The 24,697-nt window shown below is 63.5% G+C and carries 30 protein-coding genes; 16 read left to right on the top strand and 14 right to left on the bottom strand.

What is annotated here, in order from left to right; all coding sequences use genetic code 11:
* Positions 1–166 precede the first annotated feature (166 nt).
* The 4 genes from NKI46_RS21930 (at position 167) to NKI46_RS21915 (ending at position 1,631) form a co-directional block, all read left to right on the top strand.
* Positions 167–610 (top strand): Ros/MucR family transcriptional regulator, encoded by a 444-nt coding sequence (locus tag NKI46_RS21930; RefSeq protein WP_352747891.1) that lies wholly within the window; start codon positions 167–169, stop codon positions 608–610.
* A 42-nt stretch (positions 611–652) separates the two neighbouring features.
* Positions 653–847: a hypothetical protein gene (locus tag NKI46_RS21925; protein ID WP_023689866.1), complete on the top strand. Its 195-nt coding sequence runs from the start codon at positions 653–655 to the stop codon at positions 845–847.
* A gap of 114 nt (positions 848–961) precedes the next feature.
* The gene (locus NKI46_RS21920; protein WP_352747888.1) at positions 962–1,231 is read left to right on the top strand and encodes a hypothetical protein; all 270 of its coding nucleotides are present in this window, start codon (positions 962–964) and stop codon (positions 1,229–1,231) included.
* 94 nt (positions 1,232–1,325) lie between these two features.
* Positions 1,326–1,631, top strand: a complete 306-nt coding sequence (locus tag NKI46_RS21915; RefSeq protein WP_023671444.1) for a hypothetical protein — start codon at positions 1,326–1,328, stop codon at positions 1,629–1,631.
* A gap of 22 nt (positions 1,632–1,653) precedes the next feature.
* Here the strand turns inward: NKI46_RS21915 and NKI46_RS21910 are convergent, their stop codons facing one another.
* Positions 1,654–2,067, bottom strand: coding sequence for a DoxX family protein (locus tag NKI46_RS21910; protein WP_023685949.1), 414 nt, complete (start codon positions 2,065–2,067; stop codon positions 1,654–1,656).
* A gap of 144 nt (positions 2,068–2,211) precedes the next feature.
* Positions 2,212–2,715: an Lrp/AsnC family transcriptional regulator gene (locus NKI46_RS21905; RefSeq protein ID WP_023671442.1), complete on the bottom strand. Its 504-nt coding sequence runs from the start codon at positions 2,713–2,715 to the stop codon at positions 2,212–2,214.
* An 84-nt stretch (positions 2,716–2,799) separates the two neighbouring features.
* Between NKI46_RS21905 and NKI46_RS21900 the strand changes: the two genes are divergently transcribed.
* The 4 genes from NKI46_RS21900 to NKI46_RS21885 all read left to right on the top strand — a co-directional run bounded on the left by NKI46_RS21900 (position 2,800) and on the right by NKI46_RS21885 (position 4,790).
* A complete protein-coding gene (locus NKI46_RS21900; protein ID WP_023671441.1) occupies positions 2,800–3,357 on the top strand; it encodes an RBBP9/YdeN family alpha/beta hydrolase in 558 nt (185 codons plus the stop codon).
* 83 nt (positions 3,358–3,440) lie between these two features.
* The gene (locus tag NKI46_RS21895) at positions 3,441–3,806 is read left to right on the top strand and encodes a VOC family protein (RefSeq protein ID WP_352463040.1); all 366 of its coding nucleotides are present in this window, start codon (positions 3,441–3,443) and stop codon (positions 3,804–3,806) included.
* 400 nt (positions 3,807–4,206) lie between these two features.
* Positions 4,207–4,383, top strand: coding sequence for a hypothetical protein (locus NKI46_RS21890; RefSeq protein WP_023671438.1), 177 nt, complete (start codon positions 4,207–4,209; stop codon positions 4,381–4,383).
* A gap of 113 nt (positions 4,384–4,496) precedes the next feature.
* A complete protein-coding gene (locus NKI46_RS21885) occupies positions 4,497–4,790 on the top strand; it encodes a DUF982 domain-containing protein (RefSeq protein ID WP_023685943.1) in 294 nt (97 codons plus the stop codon).
* 49 nt (positions 4,791–4,839) lie between these two features.
* Here NKI46_RS21885 and NKI46_RS21880 read toward each other — a convergent pair whose 3' ends face one another.
* The gene (locus NKI46_RS21880; protein WP_023671436.1) at positions 4,840–5,559 is read right to left on the bottom strand and encodes a Crp/Fnr family transcriptional regulator; all 720 of its coding nucleotides are present in this window, start codon (positions 5,557–5,559) and stop codon (positions 4,840–4,842) included.
* 284 nt (positions 5,560–5,843) lie between these two features.
* Here NKI46_RS21880 and NKI46_RS21875 point away from each other — a divergent pair, with 284 nt between their 5' ends.
* Positions 5,844–6,074, top strand: a complete 231-nt coding sequence (locus NKI46_RS21875; protein WP_023671435.1) for a DUF6894 family protein — start codon at positions 5,844–5,846, stop codon at positions 6,072–6,074.
* Between the two features lie 106 nt (positions 6,075–6,180).
* A complete protein-coding gene (locus NKI46_RS21870) occupies positions 6,181–6,681 on the top strand; it encodes a hypothetical protein (RefSeq protein ID WP_023685942.1) in 501 nt (166 codons plus the stop codon).
* 37 nt (positions 6,682–6,718) lie between these two features.
* On the opposite strand, the gene NKI46_RS21865 is transcribed toward NKI46_RS21870, so the two are convergent.
* The 3 genes from NKI46_RS21865 to NKI46_RS21855 all read right to left on the bottom strand — a co-directional run bounded on the left by NKI46_RS21865 (position 6,719) and on the right by NKI46_RS21855 (position 10,077).
* A complete protein-coding gene (locus NKI46_RS21865) occupies positions 6,719–8,833 on the bottom strand; it encodes an EAL domain-containing protein (RefSeq protein WP_352747884.1) in 2,115 nt (704 codons plus the stop codon).
* 145 nt (positions 8,834–8,978) lie between these two features.
* On the bottom strand, positions 8,979–9,536 hold the full coding sequence (locus NKI46_RS21860) for an RNA polymerase sigma factor (RefSeq protein ID WP_023693751.1): 558 nt from the start codon (positions 9,534–9,536) through the stop codon (positions 8,979–8,981).
* Between the two features lie 151 nt (positions 9,537–9,687).
* Positions 9,688–10,077, bottom strand: coding sequence for a DUF427 domain-containing protein (locus NKI46_RS21855; protein ID WP_023740028.1), 390 nt, complete (start codon positions 10,075–10,077; stop codon positions 9,688–9,690).
* 817 nt (positions 10,078–10,894) lie between these two features.
* On the opposite strand from NKI46_RS21855, the gene NKI46_RS21850 reads away from it, so the two are divergent.
* Genes NKI46_RS21850 through NKI46_RS21835 form a run of 4 tightly spaced genes read left to right on the top strand, consistent with a single transcriptional unit; the run spans position 10,895 to position 15,490 of the window.
* The gene (locus NKI46_RS21850; RefSeq protein ID WP_023671429.1) at positions 10,895–11,386 is read left to right on the top strand and encodes a Csu type fimbrial protein; all 492 of its coding nucleotides are present in this window, start codon (positions 10,895–10,897) and stop codon (positions 11,384–11,386) included.
* 27 nt (positions 11,387–11,413) lie between these two features.
* Entirely contained in the window at positions 11,414–12,136 is a 723-nt protein-coding gene (locus NKI46_RS21845; RefSeq protein WP_031215130.1) for a fimbrial biogenesis chaperone, read from the top strand.
* Positions 12,108–14,531, top strand: a complete 2,424-nt coding sequence (locus NKI46_RS21840; RefSeq protein ID WP_352460556.1) for a fimbria/pilus outer membrane usher protein — start codon at positions 12,108–12,110, stop codon at positions 14,529–14,531. Before NKI46_RS21845 ends, NKI46_RS21840 begins: the two co-directional genes overlap by 29 nt.
* 14 nt (positions 14,532–14,545) lie before the next feature.
* Positions 14,546–15,490 (top strand): Csu type fimbrial protein, encoded by a 945-nt coding sequence (locus NKI46_RS21835; RefSeq protein ID WP_352460555.1) that lies wholly within the window; start codon positions 14,546–14,548, stop codon positions 15,488–15,490.
* Here the strand turns inward: NKI46_RS21835 and NKI46_RS21830 are convergent.
* From NKI46_RS21830 to NKI46_RS21800, 7 genes are all read right to left on the bottom strand, one after another.
* Positions 15,484–16,470, bottom strand: coding sequence for a branched-chain amino acid ABC transporter permease (locus NKI46_RS21830; protein WP_023671424.1), 987 nt, complete (start codon positions 16,468–16,470; stop codon positions 15,484–15,486). The two genes, NKI46_RS21835 and NKI46_RS21830, sit on opposite strands and share 7 nt — an antisense overlap.
* A gap of 1 nt (position 16,471) precedes the next feature.
* Positions 16,472–17,359 (bottom strand): branched-chain amino acid ABC transporter permease, encoded by an 888-nt coding sequence (locus NKI46_RS21825; protein ID WP_023671423.1) that lies wholly within the window; start codon positions 17,357–17,359, stop codon positions 16,472–16,474.
* Between the two features lie 175 nt (positions 17,360–17,534).
* Complete coding sequence (locus NKI46_RS21820; protein ID WP_023671422.1) at positions 17,535–18,239, bottom strand: ABC transporter ATP-binding protein; 705 nt, start codon at positions 18,237–18,239, stop codon at positions 17,535–17,537.
* Entirely contained in the window at positions 18,236–19,027 is a 792-nt protein-coding gene (locus tag NKI46_RS21815; RefSeq protein ID WP_352460554.1) for an ABC transporter ATP-binding protein, read from the bottom strand. The genes NKI46_RS21820 and NKI46_RS21815 overlap by 4 nt, the downstream gene beginning before the upstream one ends.
* A gap of 14 nt (positions 19,028–19,041) precedes the next feature.
* Positions 19,042–20,250: an ABC transporter substrate-binding protein gene (locus NKI46_RS21810; RefSeq protein ID WP_023685930.1), complete on the bottom strand. Its 1,209-nt coding sequence runs from the start codon at positions 20,248–20,250 to the stop codon at positions 19,042–19,044.
* 208 nt (positions 20,251–20,458) lie between these two features.
* Positions 20,459–21,517, bottom strand: coding sequence for a GSU2403 family nucleotidyltransferase fold protein (locus tag NKI46_RS21805; protein WP_023685929.1), 1,059 nt, complete (start codon positions 21,515–21,517; stop codon positions 20,459–20,461).
* Between the two features lie 211 nt (positions 21,518–21,728).
* Positions 21,729–22,325, bottom strand: a complete 597-nt coding sequence (locus tag NKI46_RS21800) for a YdeI/OmpD-associated family protein (RefSeq protein WP_023743926.1) — start codon at positions 22,323–22,325, stop codon at positions 21,729–21,731.
* A 171-nt stretch (positions 22,326–22,496) separates the two neighbouring features.
* On the opposite strand from NKI46_RS21800, the gene NKI46_RS21795 reads away from it, so the two are divergent.
* Positions 22,497–23,111, top strand: a complete 615-nt coding sequence (locus NKI46_RS21795) for a hypothetical protein (protein ID WP_023715162.1) — start codon at positions 22,497–22,499, stop codon at positions 23,109–23,111.
* A gap of 187 nt (positions 23,112–23,298) precedes the next feature.
* Here the strand turns inward: NKI46_RS21795 and NKI46_RS21790 are convergent, their stop codons facing one another.
* Complete coding sequence (locus NKI46_RS21790) at positions 23,299–24,210, bottom strand: S1C family serine protease (protein ID WP_023740033.1); 912 nt, start codon at positions 24,208–24,210, stop codon at positions 23,299–23,301.
* A 243-nt stretch (positions 24,211–24,453) separates the two neighbouring features.
* Between NKI46_RS21790 and NKI46_RS21785 the strand changes: the two genes are divergently transcribed.
* Positions 24,454–24,697 (top strand): helix-turn-helix domain-containing protein (locus NKI46_RS21785; RefSeq protein WP_352747879.1); only part of this gene is annotated, 244 nt, incomplete at its 3' end.

Genomic DNA, 24,697 nt, shown 5'->3' with positions numbered 1-24,697 from the left:
AAGATATGTCAGGAAATAATTCCTACATCGACATCGATCGGAGACTCGGCGATGCTAGCGCTACCACATCCGGCGTCAAGTCATATGCATATGTTCTAAAGTGCCATGCCGTCGGCGGATGTTGTCTGATAATTTGCCCTTTGGCATCAAGGGGGCAAAAGAAGCCATGTCTGAGGACAAAATCCGAAATATAAATCTGACCGCCGACATCGTCGCGGCATTCGTGCGCAACAATTCAGTGCCTCCGGATAGCCTGCCGGCGTTGATCGAGAGCGTCAATGCAGCGCTCGCGGCCGTGGACAATCCCGTTGCTCCGTCGCAACCTGCGCCTGAGCCCGCGGTCAACCGCAAGCGCTCGGTAACGCCGAATTTCATTTACTGCCTCGAGGATGGCAAGAAGTTCAGGTCGCTGCGGCGTCATCTCGGCTCCGCCCATGGCATGACGCCGGAAGCCTATCGCGCCAAATGGGACCTGCCCGGTGACTATCCGATGACGGCGCCCAGCTACGCCGCCAAGCGATCGGAGTTGGCAAAGGAGTTCGGGCTCGGCATCAGGACACCCGAGGCCCCGGCCGCCAAGGCGCCGGCCAAGAGCAAGACCAAGGCGTAAAGGCACGCCCCCTCCGTGCCGTACGCCTGCTGGAGGACGATCGTGGTGGCCGGAGAGCCCAATGACGTTCGCGTGGAACGTGTCGACCGCCGCCAATGGGCGGTGCTGGTTGCCGAGAATGGCACGGTGACCCAGCATCTGTTCATGGCCCAGGAAGCGGCCGAGGAGTTTGCCGACGGCGAGCGGACAAGGCTCGGCCTTCCCGCCAGGCCGCCGGCGGCGGATCCGCTGGCCTGAACAGTCCTTCAACGGGCTGCAGGATACAAGACGCAGCCTTCGACAGGCCGTCTAGCGACTGGTCATTAGCTGGCTCTTATGGAATCATTCCACTCCAACTCGGGGGAGAGCGGGATGGACAAACCAGCCATGGCATCCGTGTTCAGGATGCGGCAAGCGCCAGCCACTGTTTCGGGCGTTCGCAGCGTCGGCCAAGGCCAGGCCGATCCGGTCATCGGCAGAAGGCCGCTCGGCGAGGCGATCCGCTTCGTAATCGACGCCCATCCCCATTACGACATCAGCGGCGTTTCGATCGCCTATGGCGACGGCTCGGCCCCGCGCCTCGGCAACCGGGAGGTCAAGGCGCTGTGGGCCGAATATGGCCGCCGCTGGATGGAAGAGTAGCGCAGGCCATCGGCCGACGCCTATCGCTTGCATCCCCGTCCGGATCGTAACAGCTGCTCATGCGTTGAGCGTGAGCCAAATGGGAGCAACAGCCATGAACGTCGCCAATCTGCAACTCGAAGGCCTGCTGATGGCCGTCGCCTCGATCAATCAGGTACTGGTGCGCAAGGGCCTGCTCACGGTGGAGGATATCGACATTGCGCTGCGCAAGGCCGAGGCCATCGAAACCGGCGAGGAGCGGTCCGACGGCATGTCGGAGTCCAACCGCGACGCCGTCAACTTTCCGATCCGACTGCTGGAACTGGCCAATCAATGCCAGCCGGAGGCGGACATGCCGTCCTTCTCGAAACTGGCCCGCATGGTCGGCCAGATGAAGGAACCCTACAACGACCAGATGTGAGGCGGTCTGCCGACGCGGGGCCTCACCCTCGGCCGAGCTTCGAGGCCAGCACGCTGCCCGGTCCATGCACGGCGGCGAACAGCAGGCCGGCGGCGAACGGGAAATGGGACATGAAGGCGCCGAACTCGGCCTGGTTGCCGGTCCAGTGCGACGGACCGTGGAAGGCAAAGCCGAGGAAGACCACGTAGACGGCGGCGACCAGGGCGGCCGGTGTGAAGAATGCTCCGGTCAGGAGGGCGATCACCAGCAGCGTTTCGAGGATCGCGGCGCACCAGGCCAGAAACAGCGGGAACGGGAAGCCGGCGGCGGCGATGTAGCCGGCGGTCATGTTCATATCCATGAACTTGAAGGCTGCCCCCATCGCGAACATGGCGGCCAGGGTCAGGCGGGCGATGAGAATGGCCGCGGTCTGCCACGGCGATTGAACGGCTTCCATGATGTTCTCCAAAGGTTTGCAACGGGTTCGTCCCAAGGACGGGCGCCACGCCTCCGATCCTACACCAGCCCGCGAAATTCTTTCCCGGCAAAGCCGGACCTCGCAAAAGGAGGCGCTTGCAATCCTCTTGCCGCGCGTGGCCGCTCAGAGCTTCGCCATCAGTTCCCGCCCCAGCCGCTTCGGCGGCTCGGCGCGCAGCACCACATTGGTCGTCACCGCGCCGTAGCGGCCGATGGCGTCGACGATGCTTTCGAGGTCGGGCGGCGACGGGACGACGACCTTGACCAGAAAACAATCCTCGCCGGTCACCCGCAGCACCTCAACCACTTCCGGCATGGCCGCGAATTTCTTCAGGCAGGTCTGGATGTGCTCATGCGTGGTGCGCAGGCGGATCATGGCCATGGTGCCGAGACCGAGGGCGGTGGGATCGATCGCGGCCCGGTAGCCGGCGATGATGCCGCGCTCCTCCAGCCGCTTCACCCGCTCCGACGTCGCGGGCTGGGACAGGCCGACGCGGCGGCCGAGTTCGGAAATGCCGATGCGGCCATCCTCCTGCATGATCTCGATGATTGCCATGTCGGTGGGGTCGAGCCGTGGCCGGTAATCGCCGTTTGCCATGAACACCTTCAATCCATCGGAATTCTTCATCGCTTTCCGATGATCTCTCATTCCGCGAACAAGGAGAAGCCCTAGGATTGGGACATCATCTGCGGCGAAGAAACAGGATTTTCTATGACCGACTTCATCATTCTGCCGGGCAGCGGCGGATCGGGCGAGGCCCACTGGCAGACACGCTGGCAACAGGCCGACCCGGCGATGCGCCGCTTCAGCCCGGCAAGCTGGGAGCTGCCGGATTTCGACGACTGGGTGGCGGCGCTGGACGTCGCGGTGTCACAGGCACAGACCCCGCCGGTGCTCGTCGCCCACAGTCTCAGCTGCCTGCTGGTCGCGCATTGGCAGGCGGTGTCGAGCCGTCGGATCGGCGGGGCGTTTCTGGTTGCGGTTCCCGACCCGGCCTCGCCGGTCTATCCCGCTTACGGAATTCCCTTCGCCGATACGCCGCGCGGGCCGCTTCGCTTCCCCTCGCTGATCGTGGCCAGCACCGACGATCCCTATGATCCGAACGGCTATGCCGGTGAGAAAGCCACACAATGGGGCAGCGAACTGCACATCGCCGGGCCGCTTGGTCACATCAACAGCAATAGCGGGCTGGGCGACTGGCCGGCGGGAATGGAGCTGCTGACGGCCTTCGTGAGAGAGAGACAGGCCGACCACGCAATCGCACCGTAGGCGCCCGAAGCGTGCGCGCGGGCTTGCCCCGACTTGTCCCGCCAGCTATCTCTCGGGAGGGGCCTTTGTGAGGGAGCCTGCGAATGGTGTCCGTCCGATATCTGGTCCGCGATGTCGATCTGTCCATCGCGTTTTATACGAGCCATCTGGGCTTCGCGCTGAAGCAGCAATTCGGTCCGGCGATGGCCATCCTGACGCGCGGCGACCTTTCGCTCTGGCTCGCCGGCCCCCTGGCGTCGGCAGCCAGGCCGATGCCGGACGGCCGGACACCCGAGCCGGGCGGATGGAACCGCTTTGTGCTCGAAGTCGAGCAATTGCCGGCAGTCGTGACTGAGATGCGAGAGGCCGGCGTGGGGTTCCGCAACGAGATCGTCGAAGGTCCGGGCGGGCGACAGATTCTTTGTGAAGACCCGTCCGGCAACGTGATCGAGCTGTTCGAGCCCAGCTAGGCTTCGGCCGTCGCCTCGGATTCGGCGCCGGGCTTTGCCTGGCCTTCCCACTGCCGCTCCGCCTCTGCTTTGCGCTTCGGACAATCCTCGTAGTCATGCTCTCGCGAACCGCAATAGGAGCAGCATTTTGCCGGCGTGTCAGTTCGAAGCATTGTGGCCATGCACAAGAATGCACGAAAATTCATCCGGTTGCAGCAGCGTCCGCGACGTCGCTGCTCGGATGCGTGACCGCCAGCCTGGCGACGCCGCTCAATAGCCGCCGAGGATCGGCAGAATCTCGGCGGCAGACATTGCGCGCGGCGCGTATTCGTCCGGCCTATATCAAAGTTAAATGCGGATGCTGGGCGTGAGGTGGTAGGTGATCGCGATGGGGGGACTCTCAACGCGCTCGAGGTGTCCCATGGACGTTCGAAATCTGATTGCCAAATTGTCAGCCGCGGTATTGCACCGCCGCGCCGCGTCTTCGCCGATACTGTTCAGGCCGATCCGCAACTCGCTCGCCGACATCCCGTTGAAGCCGGCGCCGCGGCCGCCTTATCGTCCGCATCGGCCGATCTGGCCGGCAAGCAACATGTAGCTCGCCGGGCTGCAACCAGTTTGTGATTTCCTCGTTTATGGCGATCCCGTTTTCAAGGAGGCAAGTGATGAGATCCATCCGGGCGAGGCGCGAATGGTTTGGATGGTGAGCGCATGAGCCGTTTTCTGCCCCTGACGATCAGATTCGTGGACGGCAGCGCGATGACGGTGTCGTCGATCGCCGACGCCAGGAGGGCGCTAGGCGGAACATGGAAGAACAAGCAGACGGCGGCCTACAAGGCGGCCGACAGGCTGGTGGACGACGCGTTGAACGGCATTTGCCGCCCGGACATCGCCTTTGCCGCTTTCCAGAATGCCGCCGCCCAACAGGGCTTGCTGAAGCCGGCCAAGCCAAGTGCCGCCCTTGCCATGCTCGACGAATTGGCGTCGCTGGATGGGCATCGTTGAAAGACCGGCTGACGGATTGCCGGCGATGTCATGGCGAACGCCGGATGGCCTATCTCGGCTCGCGGTTCATGCTGAGATAAGTCGGGTCGAACTCGGCGATTTCCACCAGCTGCTGCCAGTCCAGAATGGTCACCATGTAATTCGCCCAGCCGATCACACCGATCTTGCGCAGCGCACCGATGACCCGGTTCATGTGGACCACCGAAAGCCCAAGCACATCGGCCAGTTCCGCCTGCGACAGAGGAAGCCGGAAACTCATGCCGTTGGTCTGCTTGACCACCTGGAGCCGGACGAACAGCTCGCACACCAGATGCGCCAGGTGCGACGTCTTGGACCGCCGGCCCATGGCCACGATCCATTCCCGGTGAATGGCGCCATCGACGAGCGTGTCCAGCCACAGCAAGCGGCTCAGATGAGGCGCCTGTTCGGTGATCGTCCTTAGCCGACTGTGGTCGGCGGCGATCACCCGGCATGGCGACAAAGCTATAATGCCATGGTCCATTGTCTTGAGCAGGAAGGCGTGCAAATCGACAAAATCGCCGGGCACCTGCAACGAGGTGAACTGGCGGCCGCCATCCTCCAGCACTTTGTAGCGCGCCGCCAATCCCTCGATGATGAGCGTGCTGTAGCCTGGCCTCGACCCCTCGGAAACGATGTCCTGGCCAGTGGCAAAATCCATCTCGATGGTCATGGCGGCGGCCAGCAGCCCCTTTTCCTGCTCGGACAAAGCGTCATGCTGGCCAAGGTTGAGATAAAGCGGTTCTAGCATCGAGGATCCAGTTCGAGATTTCGTGGACATTCGTGGCCTAGCCAAACGCCGGAGATCGGGTGCGGTTGCAATCGGCCGGCACGGCGACGGCTCCTGGCAGGAAATCTGCTCAGGACACAGTCGCATGGAACCATGGGTGCGGGTTGGGATTTAATCCATGTCGCTCAAAAATGGCCCCGATTTTGAGACAACGACATGCATAAAAACACAGACCTGAAGCGCGTCGCCTGCGTCCTTTCAACCGCGATGCGCCTTAGCGTTCTCACGCAGGGATCCTTGCACACATGGAACGGTTCTACTTCGACTTGTACAACGCCGAGACCCAGATTGATGAAGAGGGGCAGCTTTTTCCCAGCCGGGAGCGTGCGGGAGCCGAAGCGCTGCGCATATTGCACGATGTGGCGCGCGACGAGATTCCGGAGGGCGACCACCGGCGGATCACCGTCAAGATGCTGAACGAGAACAGGGAGCAGATATTCGAAGCGTCGCTGACCATGGCGTCGCTGTGGAGTTGAACTCGTCGACCCTGTCGAGGACTGTATGGAACCTCTTGCCCTCCCCTCTGTTTCCTAAGGAGGGGCCAGCGGCAGAAGCTGCCCGGCTGATTGACTGGAGGCATCTATGTCCTTGCAAAAGCTTCATCCCGAGCAGGTCGACGACACACGCAGGCTTGCCTATTCGACCTTTGCCCCGGCGCTGATCGGTTCGCTCACCAAGCGTCTGGCGCGGTGTCAGGGCGTCAAGGAACTGGGCGCCCTGGAAAAGTCGCTCATCCGGCTGATCGAAGACTCCGATGTCGATGGGCCGCAAGCCGAGGCGATGAAAGAGTTCGCAATCGAGCTGGTGGTGTCGACGATATCGGAAGCCCGCGCTCACCCCGACACCAAGAGCGATGTCGAAGCCGTTGGCGAGCGCCGCGCCGAAGGCCGCTCCGAGAACCCGCAGACGCTCGAGGAGCAGTTGCAATCAGGCCTCGAAGACAGTTTTCCGGCCAGCGATCCGCCCGCCGTCGTCTCGACCGCCATTTCCGGCGGCTCGAAGGACCTTGTCGGTACAGATGAGGTGTTGCGCCGCAAGAAAGAGGCGGCGCAGCGAAAGCAGGAAAAGGCCGACGCCGGTTAGCCGGACAAGTCGCGCGAGCCCGAGGCGATGAGAGCCGTCAGCCGAAGCGCTTTTCCGGCGACTGTCCGCTGGCCGGTGACTGTTCGCCGGCCCGCGTGACGATCGCCTCGAGCGGCTCCGGCCGGTGAAGCAGAAAACCCTGGCCATAGGCCACGCCCATGCCGCGCAGAATGTCGAGCGCTTCCTGCTGCTCGATCTTTTCGGCCACCACCGCGCAGCCGAGACTTTTGGCGATGCCCGCTATGGCCGAGACGATCTCGCGGTCGAAACGGCTTTCCGCGATATTCTCGATGAACGAGCCGTCGATCTTGATCTGATCGACCGGAAAGCGCCGCAAATATTCGAACGAGCTCATGCCGGCGCCGAAATCGTCGAGGCTGACGCGGCATTGCCGCTCGCGCGCCTTGCGCACGAACTGCTCGGCGGCGTCGAAATTGGTGACGGCCGCGGTCTCGGTGATCTCGAAGCCGATGCCGGAATGCGGCGCCCCGGTCTCGGCGATGACGGCGTCGACGAAATCCCATAGCAGCGGATCGCTCAGCGTCTGCGCCGACAGGTTGAAGCCGAGCATGATGGCGCCTGACCGCATCGCCGCGCCATGCTGCGAAAGCGCTGTCCTGATGATCCAGCGGTCCAGCCGCGAGGCAATGCCGAAGCGCTCGGCGACCGGAATGAATTCGTTGGGCGGGATCAGCTTGCCATTGCGCCCGGCAAGCCGCGCCAGCACCTCGACGTGGCGGCTCTCCTGCCAGGGCTGGCCGAGCAGATGGATTTCCTGGCCGAACAGTTTCAGCCGCCCGTCATCCATGGCGTCGACCGTGTCGGCGGCGACACGCGCCGCGTTGAGGCCGCCGGAGCCCGACGCCGCATCGGCCGAAAACACCGCGAAGCGATTGCGCCCGGCCGCCTTGGCGGCATAGCAGGCGTCGTCGGCGCAGGCCAACGCATCGGCAACCGTGGTGGTGGTGTCCTCGACGAAGGCGATGCCGATGCTGGCCGCGAGTTTTCGCGAGGTCGCCGGCAGTCCGAGGTCGGCGTCACGGACCGCCGCAAGAATCGCGCCGGCCAGCGCCTCGGCCTTGGCCGATTGGCAATTGGGCACCAGCAGCGCGAACTCGTCGCCGCCGAGGCGCGCGGCACGCGCCGATGCCGGCAGGCAGCCCAGAATACCGGCGGCCACACCCTTCAGCGCCAGGTCGCCGGCGGCGTGGCCGGCGAAGTCGTTGAGCGCCTTGAAGTAGTCGAGATCGACGTAAAACACCGCCAGCGGCAAAGCCCGCTCGGTGGCGATGTGCACGGCCAGCAGCCGGTCGAAGGCGGCACGGTTCAAGAGGCCCGTCAGCGCATCGTGGTGAGCGGCGTAGGCGAGTTCCCGCTCGCGTTTCTTGTCCTCGGTGATATCGCGCACGGTGCCGAGAATCTGGCCCGCTGTCTCAGGCGCCGCGATGAAGCGCACCAGCGATTCGACATGGCGGATTTCGCCGTCGCGCCTGACGATGCGGTATTGCGCGGCGACGACGCCGTCGGTCGAAAGCGGCGCCAGATGGGCGCGCTCTGCGGCATCCTTGTCGTCGGGGTGCAGATAGGAATGCCAGAGGTCGGCGGCCACCTCGTCGGTGTCGGCGACCAGGCCGAATATCTCCCTGGTGCGGGCGTCCCAATAGCTCTTGTTGGCGTCGATATCGTGATGCCAGATGCCGGTGCCGCTGGCCGCCAGCGCCAGGCGAAAGCGCACATTGACCCGCTCCAGTTCGGCTTCCGCCTCTTTCTGCCGGCTGATGTCGGTCTGTACGCCCATCAGCCTGACCGGCCTGCCCGTCTCGTCACGCTCGACAATGCCGCCGCGGTCCAGCACCCAGATCCAGTGGCCGTCCTTGTGCTTGAGGCGTAGCTCGGTCTCGATCGAGGCGGTCAGGCCGGAAATGTGCCGCTCTCCGCTGGCCAGCGCCCGCTCGCGGTCGTCGGGATGCGTCAGCTTCAGCCAGAGGTCGTCGCTGTTGGCAAGCTCGCCATCCTCATAACCCAGCATGTGCGACCAGGTTGGCGAATAGAAACAGTCGCCGCTCAAAATATCCCAGTCCCATACGCCGAGATGAGCGCGTTCGAGCGCAAGCGCCCAGAATTCGCCGTTGCGTATTTTCTCTTCAGCCATGCCCTGGTTTCGCTCACTCCGTCGCCGCCACTATGCACGCAAGCAGAGAAGAAAGCGTTACCGGGTGCGCCGCGCCCACAGTGCGGACAAGGCCTGCAATCGTGCCGGACCATGCCGTAAGGCGTCATCATGCGATTGGGGCTCGTCATGCCATTGGCGCCCTGATTGGAACCGCCCTGCCCGGGCCTGGCTCGACGATCCTTATCGCGCGGCGGCGCGCATTGTCCTCGAGCAGGCCGCGCAGTTCCTCACGGCCGCGCGCGATGCGCGACATCAGCGTGCCGGCCGGCACGCCGAGCATCTCGGCGGCCTCGGCATAGGAGAAGCCCTCGATGGCGACCATGGTCAGCGCGGCACGGCGGTCGGGGCTGATCGCCTGCAGCGCGTCGATGATCTCGCGGGCCGCGACATTCTCCAGCTGGTCGGCGGGAGAGGCCTGCACCTCGCCGGCCTCCAGCGGCAGCATCGAGGCCTCGCCTCGCCGGTTCACCTTGCGCATCTGGTCGATGAACAGATGATGCATGATCGTGAACAGCCATTTTCGCGGGCTCTCTCCCGTCTGCCAGTTGTCCAGCCGCAGCAGCGCCCGCTCCAGGCAGTCCTGGACGAGATCGTCGGCGGAATCGCGGTCGCGCAGCAGCGAGCGCGCATAGCGGCGCAGGCGCGGGATTTCGTCGAGAATTGCTCTCTGCTTTTCGTCCATGACCTTTTGTCTTCGTTTCGGCATGCCGTTGCCGCAAAACCGCTGCGCCCCCGGGTGAGGACAGCTTTGGCTGATCTGAAAAATTCCTCTGTTCATGCCTGTCGTCGGCTCCAAAAACGCTGGGCACTTTTGGGCGACAGGCATGAGGCGCTCAGCGCGGCGCGGCGTCGATGGTGACCCGGTGTGGGTAGAAGGCGCCGTGGTCGCGAATTTCAGTCATCTCGTCGAAAGGCTGCTCATAGGCCCACATCGCGTCGTTGCCGGTTTCACCCGCCGGCAGCACGTTCCAGTAGCTGGCGTCACCCTTGTAGGGGCACAGCGTCGACCGCTCCGTCTTCTTGAGCTTGCGGAAGTCGATGTCCTCGAACGGGATGTAGAAGGAGAAGGGATGGGGCGGCTCGGTCACCATTTTGGCTTTTGCCGAGGAAGCGATGATGTTGCCGCTTGCAAACACGACGACACGCCCGTTGAAGGGCTCGACGGTGATCACCTTGCCCGGATTGCGCCTGAAGCCGGGTGACGGGTTCGCATGCTGATCCATGACTGCTCTCCTTGTCCGCTGGTGGTTCGATGCCGGTCGACGGCGTCAGCTCTCACTGGTCACTGATGGGCCGGCGACAGCCGTCACGCGCGACAGCTTCTGGCGCTTTTCGAGCTTTGGCTTTTCATAGGTCTTCTTCATCGATCTTCCTTTTCTGACGTCTGGCAGCCGGTCCGCGCGGCTACCGGCCGTACGATCATGGCTCCAAGGGACAACAGGCGCATCTCCCGTCCGGCCGATGCGCCGCCGAAGAAATCGGGGTCAGCGTGGCAAGAATGATTCGCATAGCCGCGATCCGACGGCGGTGGATTTATCTCAGCCGGGACGGCCATGCTTGGGCCGGGCGGAACACGGTTTTGGCGAATGCGGCCCTGTCAGCATGATCGCAAGGCTTGGACAGGCGGGAACAGCCCACCCGCGCGGCTATATGGCGATGGCTGCTTGGCGCCGGTGCACGCCGCGAAATATCGATAATAAAGGACGGCAGGTGAGACTCTACAAAATTAAGATGATTTGCCGGATATTTTCGCCTTTTCCGCACGAGAACTAAAATAAATTATCGACAGAGGAACTTTCACTTTGGAAAAATGTCCATTTTATCTCTGTTAACCAAATATTAACCAAAATTATCCGATACATACCGAAGTTATTCGCTGTCGCAATCCGAATCTAAGTTGTAATAATAATTGCACAGTTCGCTTGTGACATTACTGTACCGTTGATGTCTTGCGAAGCATGCAGCGGAGGAGCTGTAGGGGTGAAATCCGGGTCAAGACCGTTTTGCGAAGAACGATCTGCCCCGACGGAGGGCCATCGCATGAGATTGCTAAAATACGCGCTGCTGCTGGGTGGGTCGCTGCTTGCAACCCTTCCCGCGACCTCCACCGTCTTGACCACCAACTTTAACGTGAAGATCACGATCACAAACGAATGCAAGATCCTGACGGCTAGCGATCTTATTTTCGGTTCGCACGGTATCATTGATACCAATGTGGACCAGACCAGCACCATTGGCGTGCAATGCACCGCCGGACAGACCTACGTCGTGGGTCTGGGTCTCGGCAATGGCGCGGGCACAACCGTCGGGAGTCGCAAGATGACCGGGCCGGGCGCAGCGGTGGTCAACTATAGTCTTTACCAGGATGGCGGCCATGCGCAGGTCTGGGGCATCACATCCGGCACCGACACGCAAGCGGGAACCGGCAATGGCAGCGTCCAGAGCCTCACGGTCTACGGGCGCGTTCCGATCCAGCCGACACCGGTGGCGGGCGACTATGCGGACATCGTTCAGGTCACCCTAACCTACTGATTATCGGCACCAATTACGAGGAAGACCATGCGATCCATGCTTTCATGCATTGGCGCCACGGCTCTTTTATTGCTCTGCGCCGGGACGTCACACGCTGCCTCGCTGAGAGTAGCGCCGACAGGCCTCGAACTGATCGCTCCCGACAGCGCGGCGGTTCTCAACCTCGCCAACGATGACGCCAAGCGGCCGATCAATGTGCAGATCCGGGTCTTCGCATGGAGCCAGGCCGGCGGCATCGAAACGCTGACGCCGACCACGGACGTGGTCGCCAGCCCACCATCGACCAAACTCGGACCCAATGCCCAATACGTGGTTCGCGTCGTGCGCGTGTCGAAGGCGCCGGTGCGGGCCGAGGAAAGCTACCGCGTCATCGTCGACGAACTGCCGGACCCCTCACGCAAGAAGGCCGGTACGGTCGCGCTCGCGCTTCGCTATTCGGTGCCGGTGTTTTTCCGCAATGCCGATGCAGCGGCGCCGGCAGTTGCGTGGAGCATTTCGCGCAAGGGCGGCGGCCTTGTGCTGACCGCCAGCAACAGCGGCGAAAGTCGCCTCCGCCTGTCCAACCTATCCCTGACCCAGAACGGCAAGAAGCTTGGCAGCCGAAACGGACTCGTCGGTTATGTCCTGGGCGGCGCCACCATGCAGTGGCCGATCGGCAGCAGCAAATCACTGTCCGCGGGCTCGGTGCTTTTGAAGGCACAGAGCGATCTTGGACCTTTCGATGCCAAAGTTGCCGTCAAGGGCCGCTAGCACCGCGATTGTCGTCGCGCTCGCGACTTTCACACCTTGCCCGGCAGTGAACTCGCAAGAGCTGCCGGCCGTGACGAACCCTGAAGAGCCTGAATCCGTTTTGCCAGCCGGCCGCAGCCTCTATCTGGAGGTGTTCATCAACGACGCCTCGACGAAACTGATCGGCAATTTCACCGAAATGCCGGGCGGCGGCCTGGCGGCGACTCCGGAAGAGCTGAAAGGGGTCGGCCTGAAGCCGCCGGAGGGCGTAGCCGACGCCGGCGGCCTGGTCAGGCTCGACCAGCTGGCGGACGTGTCGTTTCAGGTCGACGAGGCCACGCAGCGCCTCTATGTCACGGCGGCCGATGACAGCCGAGAGGCGCGCATCGTCGATCTCGGCTTACGCTTGCAGGAGGACCGGCCGGCGCCGCAGTCGGGCTTGGGCGCGGTTCTCAACTATTCGCTGTTTGCCAGCTCCAACTCATTGTTCGACAAGGACGTCGAGCTGTTCCAGGGCGTTTCCGGCGGTTTCGATGCGCGCGTGTTCAGCCCCTACGGGACGCTCAGCCAATCCTTCATCGCCGGCTATTCCGACGGCAGGCTGGGTGGCTTCACCCGGCTCAATACGACCTGGAGCTATTCCGACCCCGACCGGCTGATGACCTACCGAGCCGGCGACTTCATCTCCGGCGGATTGTCGTGGACGCGTCCGGTCTATCTCGGCGGTATCCAGGCGCAACGCAACTTCCACCTGCGATCGGACCTGGTGACGCTGCCCCTGCCCTCCTTCGCCGGCACCGCGGCGGTGCCGTCGACGCTGGAGGTCTATACGCAGAACGTGCGCACCTATTCCGGCGACATCCAGCCCGGGCCGTTCCAGGTCACCAACCTGCCGGTGTTCACCGGCGCCGGACAGGCGCAGGTGGTGTTGCGCGACAGCCTCGGCCGCGAGACCACGGCCACCTTGCCATTCTATGCCTCCAGCATGCTGCTGCGCCAGGGACTGCTCGACTTTTCCGTGGAGGCAGGGATGGCGCGGCGCAATTTCGGCATCTCCTCCGACGATTACGACGGCCGCGTCATGGGGGTCGCCACGGCGCGTTACGGCGTGACCGACCGGCTGACATTGGAAGCCCATGCCGAGGGCGGCGCCGACCTGATCAATGGCGGCATAGGCGCTGCCTTCCCGCTCGGGGCATATGGCGCGGCTTCGCTGGCAGTCGCCGGCAGCCATCATGACGGGCGCACCGGTTCGCTGGTCGATGCCAGGGCCGAGTTCGGTTATGACGGCTGGGCGGTCAATGCCCGCATGCAGCGGGCGTTCGGCGGCTATGATGACATCGCTTCGGTGACGGCACAGCCGGTCATACTCGATCCCGATGATTTCACCCGTTTCAGCGCCGGTGTGCCGCGGGCGGTCGACCAGGTGACGCTCAGCGTGCCGATGCCGATCGATTTCTCCAGCCTCAACTTCTCCTATACCCACCTCAAGGATGCCGAAGGCGAGACCAGCCAGATCGTCGGCCTCTCCTATAGTCAGGCGATCTTCAAGCGCAGCACGCTCTATGCCACGGCCTTCGCCGATCTCGACGACGGCGACAGTTATGGCATCTTTGCGGGGATTTCGATCCCGTTCAATGACGACGTCATGGCGTCGACGGGTGTCGAGCATGGGCCTGACGGCCTCAATATCGTGGCCGACCTCGCCAAATCGGAGCGGGCCGAGGACGGCAGCATCGGCTGGCGGCTGCGCACCTCGGAGGGCGAGGTCCCCAATCGTTCGGCAGCGGTCAGCTACCGCGCGCCGTTTGCGCGTTTCGAGGCCGGCGCCCAGCAATTCGACAAGGACTTTCGCGTGACCGGACAGATGGACGGCGCCATTGCGGTCGCAGGCGGCGGTGTGTTCGCCACCAACCGCATCGACGATGCCTTTGCCGTCGTCGATGTCGGCACGCCGGACGTCGAGGTCCTGCATCAGAACCGGCCGGTGGGGAAGACCGACAGCAAAGGCCGCATCCTGGTCACCGGGCTGAATTCCTATGAGCCGAACACGGTGTCGATAGACCCGAAGAACCTGCCCGTCGACGCCGATATTCCGACCACCAAGGAGACTGTCGTTCCGGCCGACCGCAACGGCGTCGTGCTGAAGTTCGGCGTGTCGGAGGCGGCGCAGGCCGCGCTGGTGACGCTGGTCGACCCGAGCGGCACGCCGCTCGAAGCCGGGCTTGCCGGCCGCGTCGACGGCGGCACGGAAGATTTCGTCGTCGGCTATGATGGGCAGGCCTACATCAAGGGCCTCGGCAAGCAGAATGCGGTGGTGGTCGGTCTGGCGGACGGCAGCTCGTGCCGAGCGGATTTCCCGTTCGAAGCGGTGCGAGGCCGGCAAGTGACGATCAAGGATGTGGTGTGCCAATGAAAATCCCAGGCCAAATGATGCGCGCTGCAGTCGTTATAATCCTCGTACTGCTGCCGTCGCTGGCCCGGGCGCAGAGCTGCACCGGTACCGTCACCGACATGAATTTCGGTCTCATCGACACGCTGTCGGCCACCGCAGCCACCGCGACGGCGACACTCAACATGAATTGCACCGGCGGCGTGGTGCGCATCCTGTTCTGTCCGCATATCGGCGCCGGCAGTGGGGGTGCTACCTCGGCGGCAGCCAGGCAGATGGCGAGCGGCGCCAACAGCCTTAACTACCAGCTCTATTCAGACCCCGGAATGAGCGTCGTGTGGGGTTCCTATACCTGGGCCTATGCATCGCGCCCGCCGCCGCAGGTGTTGGTGCCCATTCTCATCGGCAATGCATCCGGCAGCGCCACGATCTACGCTCGGGTGACCGGCGGCCAGTCAGCGGTTCCGCCGGGCACCTATCAGTCGATATTTTCGGGCATCCACGTCGAGTTTCGCTACCAGAACGACCTGCTCGGCAACAGCTGCAACACCGGCTTCGGTCTGACGGCGCCCGATCCGACCTTCACCATCAACGCCACGGTCCAGGCAAACTGCCTGGTCACCACCCAGAACATCGATTTCGGCTCCAAGGGCGTGCTCACCGCCAATGCCGACGCCACCGGCCAGGTCTCGGTCACCTGCACGCCGTCGACCGCCTATACGGTGTCGCTGAATGGCGGCACGACAGGCGGCACGCCGACCAACCGAAAGATGTCAAAGGGGGCTGAGCGGGTGACCTACGGCCTCTACAAGGACGCCGCGCGCTCGCAGCCCTGGGGTGACGCCGGAACGCCGGGAAGCACGGTGGCCGGCACCGGAACCGGTACGGCCCAGGCGCTCACCGTCTATGGCCGCGTGCCGCCGCAGACGACGCCCTCGGCCGGCGTCTACACCGACACGGTGGTGGTGACCATCACCTATTGATCGCGGCCCGCCTCGCCGTTGGCCGGCGCCAGCCAGCGCGCGTAAATCTCGCCGACGATGCCGCGGCGAAAGACCAGCACGCAGATCATGAAGATCAGGCCGGTGGCGATGGTCACCGGGAAGCCGGAGGTGGCGAGCGTGTTTTCCAGCCCGACGACGAGGCCGGCGCCGACGACAGGACCGACCATGGTGCCGATGCCGCCGAGCAGCGTCATCAGGATCACCTCGCCCGACATCTGCCAGGTGACGTCGGTCAGCGTCGCGAACTGGAAGACGATCGCCTTGGTCGCGCCGGCAAGCCCGGCAAGGGCTGCCGACATGACGAAGGCGACGAGCTTGTAGCGGCCGACCGAATAGCCCAGCGAGATGGCGCGGTTCTCGTTCTCGCGGATCGAACGCAGGATCATGCCGAACGGCGAGTTGACGATGCGCCAGACGGCGAAGACGCCGATGAGGAAGACGGCAAGCACGACGAAATACATGTTGAGCGTGACGTTGAGATCGACGATGCCGAACAGATGCCCGCGCGGCACGCCCTGTATGCCGTCCTCGCCTTCGGTGAACGGCGCCTGGACACAGAAGAAATAAAACATCTGCGCCAGCGCCAGCGTGATCATCGAGAAATAGATGCCTTGCCGGCGGATGGCGAGGAAGCCCATGACCAGGCCGAGCACGGCCGCTCCGGCGGTGCCGAGCAGGATGCCGGCCTCGGGCGGCCAGCCCCATGCCTTGACGGCGTAGGCGCAGAAATAGGCGGCGGCGCCGTAGAAGGTGGCGTGGCCGAACGACAACAGCCCGGTGTAGCCGAGCAGCAGGTTGAAGGCGCAGGCAAACAGCGCGAAGCACAGCATCTTCATCAGGAAGATCGGATAGACGAAGAAGGGCGCGGCTATCAGCGCCAGTATGGCCAATGCCAGCAATACCCGCTCCAGCCGCACGGAGGCGGCGGTGCGCTGTTGGTGAAGGGTTGCCTCGCTCATCTCAGGCGTCCCTTCCGAACAGGCCGGCGGGGCGCAGGAGCAGCACGACCGCCATGATGACGAAGACGACGAGGTTCGACGCCTCGGGATAGAACACCTTGGTCAGGCCCTCGGCGAGGCCGAGCATATAGCCGGTGACGATGGCCCCGAGGATCGAACCCATGCCGCCGACCACGACGACGGCAAAGACGACGATGATGATATCGGAGCCCATCAGCGGACTGACCTGGTAGACGGGCGCGGCGAGAATACCGGCAAGGCCGGCGAGCGCCGCGCCGAGCCCATAGGTGAGCGTCAGCAGCAGCGGCACGTTGACGCCGAAGGCCTGCACCAGCTCCGGATTCTCGGTCGCGGCGCGCAGATAGGAGCCGAGCCTGGTCTTTTCGATCAGGAGCCAGGTGCCGATGCAGATAATGAGCGAGGCCACCACCACCCAGCCGCGATAGTTGGGCAGGAACATGAAGCCGAGATTGGTGCCGCCGGCAAGCTGCGCCGGAACGGCATATGGGTTGCCTGACACACCGTAGTAGAAACGGAACACGCCTTCGATGACCAGCGCCAGTCCGAAGGTGAACAGCAGCCCGTAGAGCGGATCCAGGCGGTAGAGCCGCGACAGCGCCACGCGCTCGACCGCCATGCCGAAGACGCCGACGATGAGCGGCACCAGGAGCAGCGCCGGCCAGTAGCCGATGCCGAGATGGACGAGCAGCAGGTAACCGATGAAGGCGCCGAGCATATAGAGTGCGCCATGGGCGAAATTGATGATCCGCAGCAGGCCGAAGATGACGGCCAGGCCGAGGCTCAGCATGGCGTAGAAGGAGCCGTTGATCAGCCCGACCAGCATCTGGCCGAGCAAGGCCTGGACGGGGATGCCGAAGATCATGGTCATGGCGTCACCGATGGTGTTGCAAGGGGGATGCGTCTGTGCGGCACGTACCCCCACCCGGACCTTCGGTCCGACCTCCCCACAAGGGGGAGGTAGGGCGGTGGCCCTCCACCCTCCCCCTTATGGGGAGGGTCGCTGCGCAGCAGCGGGTTGGGGGTACTGCCGTGGGCTGTCGTCATCATACCCCCAACACCTCGTGCAGCTGTTGCGTGTGAGCGGCAAGCTCGCTTACGGCAAAACCCTCCACCACCTTGCCGTGCTCCATCAGGTAGAAGCGGTCGGCGATGCGGGCGGCGAAGCGGAAATTCTGCTCGACGAGCAGGATGGTCATGCCGCGCTTTTTCAAGGTCGCCAGCAGTTCGCCGATGCGCTGGACGATGACCGGCGCCAGGCCCTCGGTCGGCTCGTCGAGCAGCAGCATCTGCACGCCCGTCCGCAGGATGCGGGCGATGGCCAGCATCTGCTGTTCGCCGCCGGAGAGTTTGGTGCCGGGGCTGTTGCGGCGCTCCTTGAGGTTGGGAAAGAGATCGAAGATCTCGTCGACGCTCATGCCGCCCTTGGCCACCACCGGCGGCAGGATCAGGTTCTCGTCGACGGTGAGCGTGGCGAAGATGCCGCGTTCCTCCGGCACGAAGCCGATGCCGCGATGGGCAACACGATGCAGCGGCAGGCGCATCAGGTCGCTGCCATCGAAGGCGACGCTGCCGCTGCGCTTGCGGACCAGCCCCATGATGGCGCGCAGCGTTGTGGTCTTGCCGACGCCGTTGCGGCCGAGCAGCGTCACGGTCTCACCGCGAAAAACGTCGAGGTTGACGCCATGCAGCGCATGGCCCTCGCCATACCAGGCATGGAGATCGCGCACGGCAAGCAGCGGCTCACTCATGCTCGGTCCCCCTGCTCGGTCCCCATGTAGGCGACCCTGACGCGCTCATCGTTGCTCACCGTCGCGTAGTCGCCGGCGGCGAGCACCTGGCCGCGCTGCATGACGGTGATCCAGTCGCAGAGGTCGGCGACGACGGTGAGATTGTGCTCGACCATCAGCACGGCGCGGTCCGTTGCCAGCGAGCGGATGATGCCGGAAATGACGCCGACATCCTCGTGCCCCATGCCGGCCATCGGCTCGTCGAGCAGCAGCACTTTCGGGTCGAGCGCCAGCGTGGTGGCGATCTCGAGCACGCGCTTTCGGCCATAGGAGAGATCGCCGGCCGGACGATGCGCGACATCGTCGAGACCGACGACGGCAAGCAGTTCGCGCGCCCGTGGAGTCAGTTGGTCAAGCGCGGCCAGCGAGCGCCAGAACTGGAAGCCGAGCCCGCTCGGCCGCTGCAAGGCGACGCGGACATTGTCGAGCACGCTCAGATGCGGAAAGATCGCCGATATCTGGAACGAGCGGACGAGACCCATGCGCGCCACCCTGGCCGGCGCGGTGCGGGTGATGTCGTTGCCCAACAGTTCGATCCTGCCGCTGCTCGGCTGCAGGAACTTGGTCAAGAGGTTGAAGATCGTCGTCTTGCCGGCGCCGTTCGGCCCGATCAGTGCATGGATCTGGCCGTGATGGACGTCGAGGTCGACATTGTTGACGGCGACGAAACCGGCAAAATCGCGCCGCAGGCCGCGGGCGGAGAGCACCACCCGCGGCTTGATTTCGGCACCGTCCGGCTGGACGGCCACGGCTTGCGCCAGCGTCACTTGGTGACGAGCGGGCAGCCGCTGTCTTCAGCCTTGATGAAGGCCTTGTCGCCCGGAATGGTCGCAAGGTAGGTGTAGTAGTCCCAGTCCTTCTTCGACTCCTCGGGCTTTTTGACCTGATAGAGATACATGTCGTGCACCATCGAGCCGTCGGCCTGTACCTTGCCGTTGGCGTTGATGATGTCGTCGACGGGCATTTCATGGAGTTGCTTGGCGACCGCCTCGGTCTCGTCGGTGCCGGCCTTGTCGATGGCCTTGAGATATTGCAGCACCGCCGAATAGGTGCCGGCCTGGATCATGTTGGGCATGCGGTTGGTGCGCTTGAAGAAGCGCCCGGCGAAGTCGCGGCTCTTGTCGTCGCGGTCCCAGTAAAACCCTTCGGTGAGCACCACGCCCTGCGCCGCCTGCAGTCCGAGGCCGTGCACCTCGGCAAGCGTGAACAGAAGTGCTGCCAGCCGCTGGCCGCCAGCGACGATGCCGAACTCGGCCGCCTGCTTGATGGTATTGGAGGTGTCGAGGCCGGCATTGGCAAGGCCGATAACCTTGGCGCCGGAGGACTGCGCCTGCAGCAGGAAGGAGGAATAATCCGTCGATCCCAAGGGGTAACGCACCTCGCCCAGCACTTTGCCGCCGCTTGCCTCAACAACCTTTGAGGTCTGCTCCTTCAGCGAATAGCCGAAGGCATAGTCGACGGTGATGAAATACCAGCTGTCGCCGCCCTGCTGCACAAGCGCGCCGCCGGTGCCGACCGCCTGCGAGTGGGTATCGTAAGCCCAGTGGAAACCGTAGGGCGAGCATTGCTTGCCGGTCAGGTCGGCCGATGCCGCTCCGGTAACGATGTCGATCTTCTTCTTTTCCTTGGACAACCCCTGGACGGCGAGCGCCACCGAGGATGTCGTCAGTTCCATGATCGCGTCGACCTGCTCGGTGTCGTACCACTGGCGCGCAATGTTGGAGGCAATGTCGGGCTTGTTCTGGTGATCGGCGTTGACGATCTCGATTGGCGCGCCCTGCACCTTGCCGCCAAAATCCTCGACCGCCATCCTGGCGGCCTCGACCGACCATTTGCCGCCGAAATCGGCATAGACGCCCGACTGGTCGTTGAGGATGCCGATCTTGACCTTGCCGTCGGAAATTTCGCCGGCCGCCGCCGGCATCGCAGTCGCCGCAAGCAGCACGGCTGAGACGAGATAGGATGCTTTCACAGGTGGTTCCTCCCTTGTGGCCGACGCTGGAAAACGCGGCGGCCTTGCAATGGTTCAACAACTCCGTCCGGTTCTCGCTGAAATCCGGGCCAGCGCCCGCCACTTCTCCTCTTGGCAACCCCTCCGCCCTGGGTGCGCCGGGAACCGTAGCATCACATTTCGCGAGGCGAGAATGCTATTTTCGTAGCATGGCGTGCTAGCGCGGCCGCTACCAGTCGGGCTCAATTGGAGAGTCTTCGGAAAAGCCGCTCGGGCCAGGCAGAGAGAGCGTTGCGGCCGCAGCGTCCAGCAGTGCCCCCGGAAGCCCTTTGAGATGCTCGCTGTCCAGCGGAAGCGCAAGATAGCCCGTGGCAATGCGTGCAGCCGCTTCCGCCTGTTCACGATCTCTCATTGCCTTGACCGCAGACCGATCAGGCCGCGTGGCCAGCCAAGCCTTGTGCAGAGCGAACATTCGAGGGTCGACCGTCGGCATGCTTACGGGATAGCCACGCTCATCGATCGCCACAGCCTCCACCTTCGGGGCGTTGATGAGCCATTGCAGCCCCTTCATGGGTGCGCTGTCGAGGTCGTCGGCAAGCTGTGTAATCGAGGTAGTGGCGTTGTCCTTGAGGACATGTCTTGCCCGCGGACGGATCAGGTCGACCAGATAGCCATCACGGTTCGCTGCCCTGAAGGCCCGGGGCTGGAGCGGCTTGAAGGACCTGTCCACTTTACGCAACACGCCTATCAGGCCGGACTGGCTTACCCTCTCGCCGGTCACGAAGCTGATGCGGCGTCGGGAATCGAAGAGCAGGTCGATGTCGCCGGTTGCCGTGAGACCGCTGGTGATCTGGACGCCCGCCAGAGCCTCGTAAGCGAACAGCGCATTCGTGCCGACGACCAGCAACTGCTTGCCCAGCGGGTCTGTTTCGGCGCACCGCCGCAATATCCGTGCGGCGATGGCCGGTACCCTGCCCAACCCCATTGCCACATTGACTTTCGCCAGGCCGTTCAGGCGATCGGCCAGACCTGCCAGCAGATCCTTGTTCTGCACCCTGCCCTCGGAAAACGCAGCGAACGCCTTCTCCGTCTGGCTGCTTTTCGGCCCGAGTGAATTCTCGACCTGCCGGACCTTCCGCAGCAGGTATTCAGCACCGCTGCGCTCAACCCAGCGCATGCTGCCTGCAAAGCGCCTTTGGCGCTGGTCATCAGCACGCTGCCAGGCCTCGTAGACCTGTTGCGTATCTATGAGTTGGCGCCGCTGCTCGCCGGTCAACTCTCTCAGCATCGTTTTCCACTCTTAAGCCAGGATCAAGTTAACATAGTGGAAAACTCTTAATTAACAATAAGTTGCTATGTTTTTTCCACTATCGCATCTATCACCCACACGCCGAGTGGAAAATACCGTAAAAACAATAGGTTATGTCCGAGAAAGGGAGGCCAGAACCTCACACGCGGGTTTTTAGCTGCGCGCGCCATGGCAGCCGCTTGCCGTCGCCTCACCGCTTCTGCGGATAGATCGGCTCGCCGCGCTTCAGCATCTCGACAAAAGCCTCGATCTTCTTCCTGCGCCCCGCCTCCGTCTTCATGTTGTGCGTTCGAAACGCCAGCGCGAACCGGTTCTGGGCGGAAAGCTTTGCCAGCATCTCCTTCGCCTTCGGCTCGGCGTCGATGGCGGCCTGCAGATCGTCAGGGATCTTCATGTCCTTGCCTGAGGCATAGGCGCGGTCCCAGCGGCCGTCGGCCTTGGCCGCCTCGACCTGTTTCAGCCCGTGTTCGGTCATGCGGCCCTCCTCGACCAGGCGGGCGACATTGTCGATGTTGATCTTGCTCCAGATGCTCTTCTTGCCGCGCGGCGTGTAGCGCTGCAGAAAGCTCTTGTCGTCGAGCGGCTTGCGTATGGCGTCGATCCAGCCGAAGCACAGCGCCACGTCGATGGCCTGCTTCGGCGTGATCGAGGCGAGGCCCGAGCCGACCTTGTGGACCTTGATCCAGACCTCGCTCTCGCCGGCATGATTTTCGCGCAGCCAGGCGTAAAAACTGTCGGGATCGGGGAATTCATGAACCTTGTCGGGATCGACCTTGAACGGCGCCATCATCACCTCGTTGTTGCCGGGCCGGCTGTATCGGCTGTCGATGCCAGTTTCCGTCAGCGGCGTCGATACCCCCTGGCCTATTGCGAGCCGGCTTGCGCCCAAGCCGGCGCTCATGGCAGTTTCCCGGCTGGTCGAGCCGGGCAAGGCAGACTGCAATTCGGGGGAAATGCCATGCGATCGATGTTACTCGGCCTCATCCTTCTGCTGCCGGCCTCGGCGCTCGCCGAACCCATCGAAACCCAGAAGATCATCACCGCGCTGACCGGCGACTTCAATGGGGACGGCGCCGCCGATCTGGCGATGATCGTCGAGACCGAGCCCGAAGACGATACCATGGACATGCATTTCTTCCTGAGGGACAAAAAGTACAATTTTCTGAAACCCGCCGGCGTCGTGCATGAGCAGGTCTACGGCGAATGGAACGACTACGACCAGCCGCATTATGAGGGCTCCGGCATCGAACCGGAGTTGACCTTGCTGCCCAACGGCTCGATCAAGATCTATCTGCCGGGGCTGATCGGCCCCGGCGAGCGGACCGACATGACGCTGACCATCGCCTGGCGCAACGAGGCCTTCGTCGTCGCCGGCGTTGCCTATGACCATTACAAATACCAGTCCGTTGTCGTCTACAGCAGCTGCGACTACGACGTGCTGACCGGCAAGGGCAAAAGTATGCAGACGCAGGATGATGATAGCAAGGTGAACAGTATCGTGTCTGTCGAAGGCCAGGTCGTGCCCTTCGCGGAGTGGGACACGGGGACGCCTTTTAGGGTGTGCGGGGATTGAGGGGGCAGCCAATCTCCCCCCTCGTGGGGGAGATGGCCGGCAGGGGGGCCGCTGTCCCGCCAACGCACCGGCCAGTGTCAGCCACGTTTATCCCGCGATTCTTGTCAGAAAATAGATCGAGAGGTCGCGATCCTTCGCGCCCCCTCTGCCCTGCCGGGCATCTCCCCCACTTGGGGGGAGATTGGCTTCACTGCAGATGCGGTTTCTTCAAAAAGCTGTTTCGGTCGGCGGATTTCACTCGCAGCCAAGTCTCACGACCGTCACGCACGACCCTGAGAGGAATCTCCGAACCCGCCGGATTCTGCCATAGCTTGCGGTAGAAATCGGCGAGCCCGTCGACCTCGCCATCGCGCACGTCGGAGATGATGTCGCCCTGGCGCAGGCCGGCCTTGGCGGCGGGGCCGCCTTCGGCGACGCTCATCACCACGACCGCACCGTTCGACTCGGCCGAGAAGGCGCCGAGCCATGGGCGCGGCGGCTTCGCCACCTGGCCGCGCGTCAGCAGATCGTCGAGGATCGGGGTCAGAAGGTTGATCGGCACGACCATGTTGATGTCGGCGACCTCGCCGTTGCGGCTCATCTGCAAAAGCAGCGAACCGATGCCGAGCAGGCTGCCATCCTGGCCGATGAGCGCCGCGCCGCCCCAGGACGGATGCGCCGGGGCAATGAAGATCGCCTCGTCGAGCAGATATTCCCAATAGCCGGCGAATTCCTGCTTGGTGACGATGTGTGCCTTGACCGAGCGGCCGGTGCCGTCGGCAAACACCACGGGGTCGCCGATCTTGGCCTTCGAGGCGTCACCCAGCGCCACCGCCGGCAGGCCGAGCGGCGCCAGCGCCTGCACCAGGCCGAAGCCTGTCTCCTGGTCATAGGCCAGCGCATGCGCCGGCACGACGCGGCCGTCCTGGTCGGTCAGCCAGACTTCCTCGGCCTCGGTGATGAGATAGCCTATGGTGAGCACCAGCCCGTCGCCGCGGATGACGACGCCGCTGCCTTCCCGGCGCGTGCCCAGGGCATTGGCCGTGAAGGCATCGTCGGGAACCATGGCGCGCACGCCAACGACGGAGCGCAAGAGCGGGGAAACGGGATCGACGGGCATGCTTTCATCCTGGCAGATATGCGTGGGCAGTATCCTCTATAGGTATGCCGCGCTGCACAGGGCGCAAGGGCTTAGGCAACAAGGCAATCATTTCAGAGGCTGGCGCTGCTCCTCATCCGCCTGCCGGCACCTTCTCCCCGTATAGCGACGGGGAGAAGGGAGATGTGTCCGAACCGGATAGATAGGTAACAGAATGGACCGATAGCATGGGTGACAGTTTTCTTGTCCGCCGGAGGACCGGCGATGGTTTGGCGAGAGACTGGCATCATGGACGAGCGGCTACGGTTTGTTGTGGAGTGTCTTGCTGGGGATGAGACGATGGTTGCGCTTTGTGCGGCCTACGGGATCTCACGCAAGAACGGCTACAAATGGCTCGGACGTTATCGGGAGTTCGGCCCGGAAGGTTTGCACGACCTGCCGCGAGCCCCGCTCAATCATGGCCGGGCGACAGCTCAGGATCTGGTTGAGCGGATTGTGGCGGCCAAGG

The sequence above is a fragment of the Mesorhizobium sp. M0615 genome (genome assembly GCF_040320805.1).
Classification (GTDB): Bacteria; Pseudomonadota; Alphaproteobacteria; order Rhizobiales; family Rhizobiaceae; genus Mesorhizobium.
The sequence above is the reverse complement of the archived record's forward strand: the minus strand, read 5'-3'. Positions and strand labels throughout refer to the sequence as shown.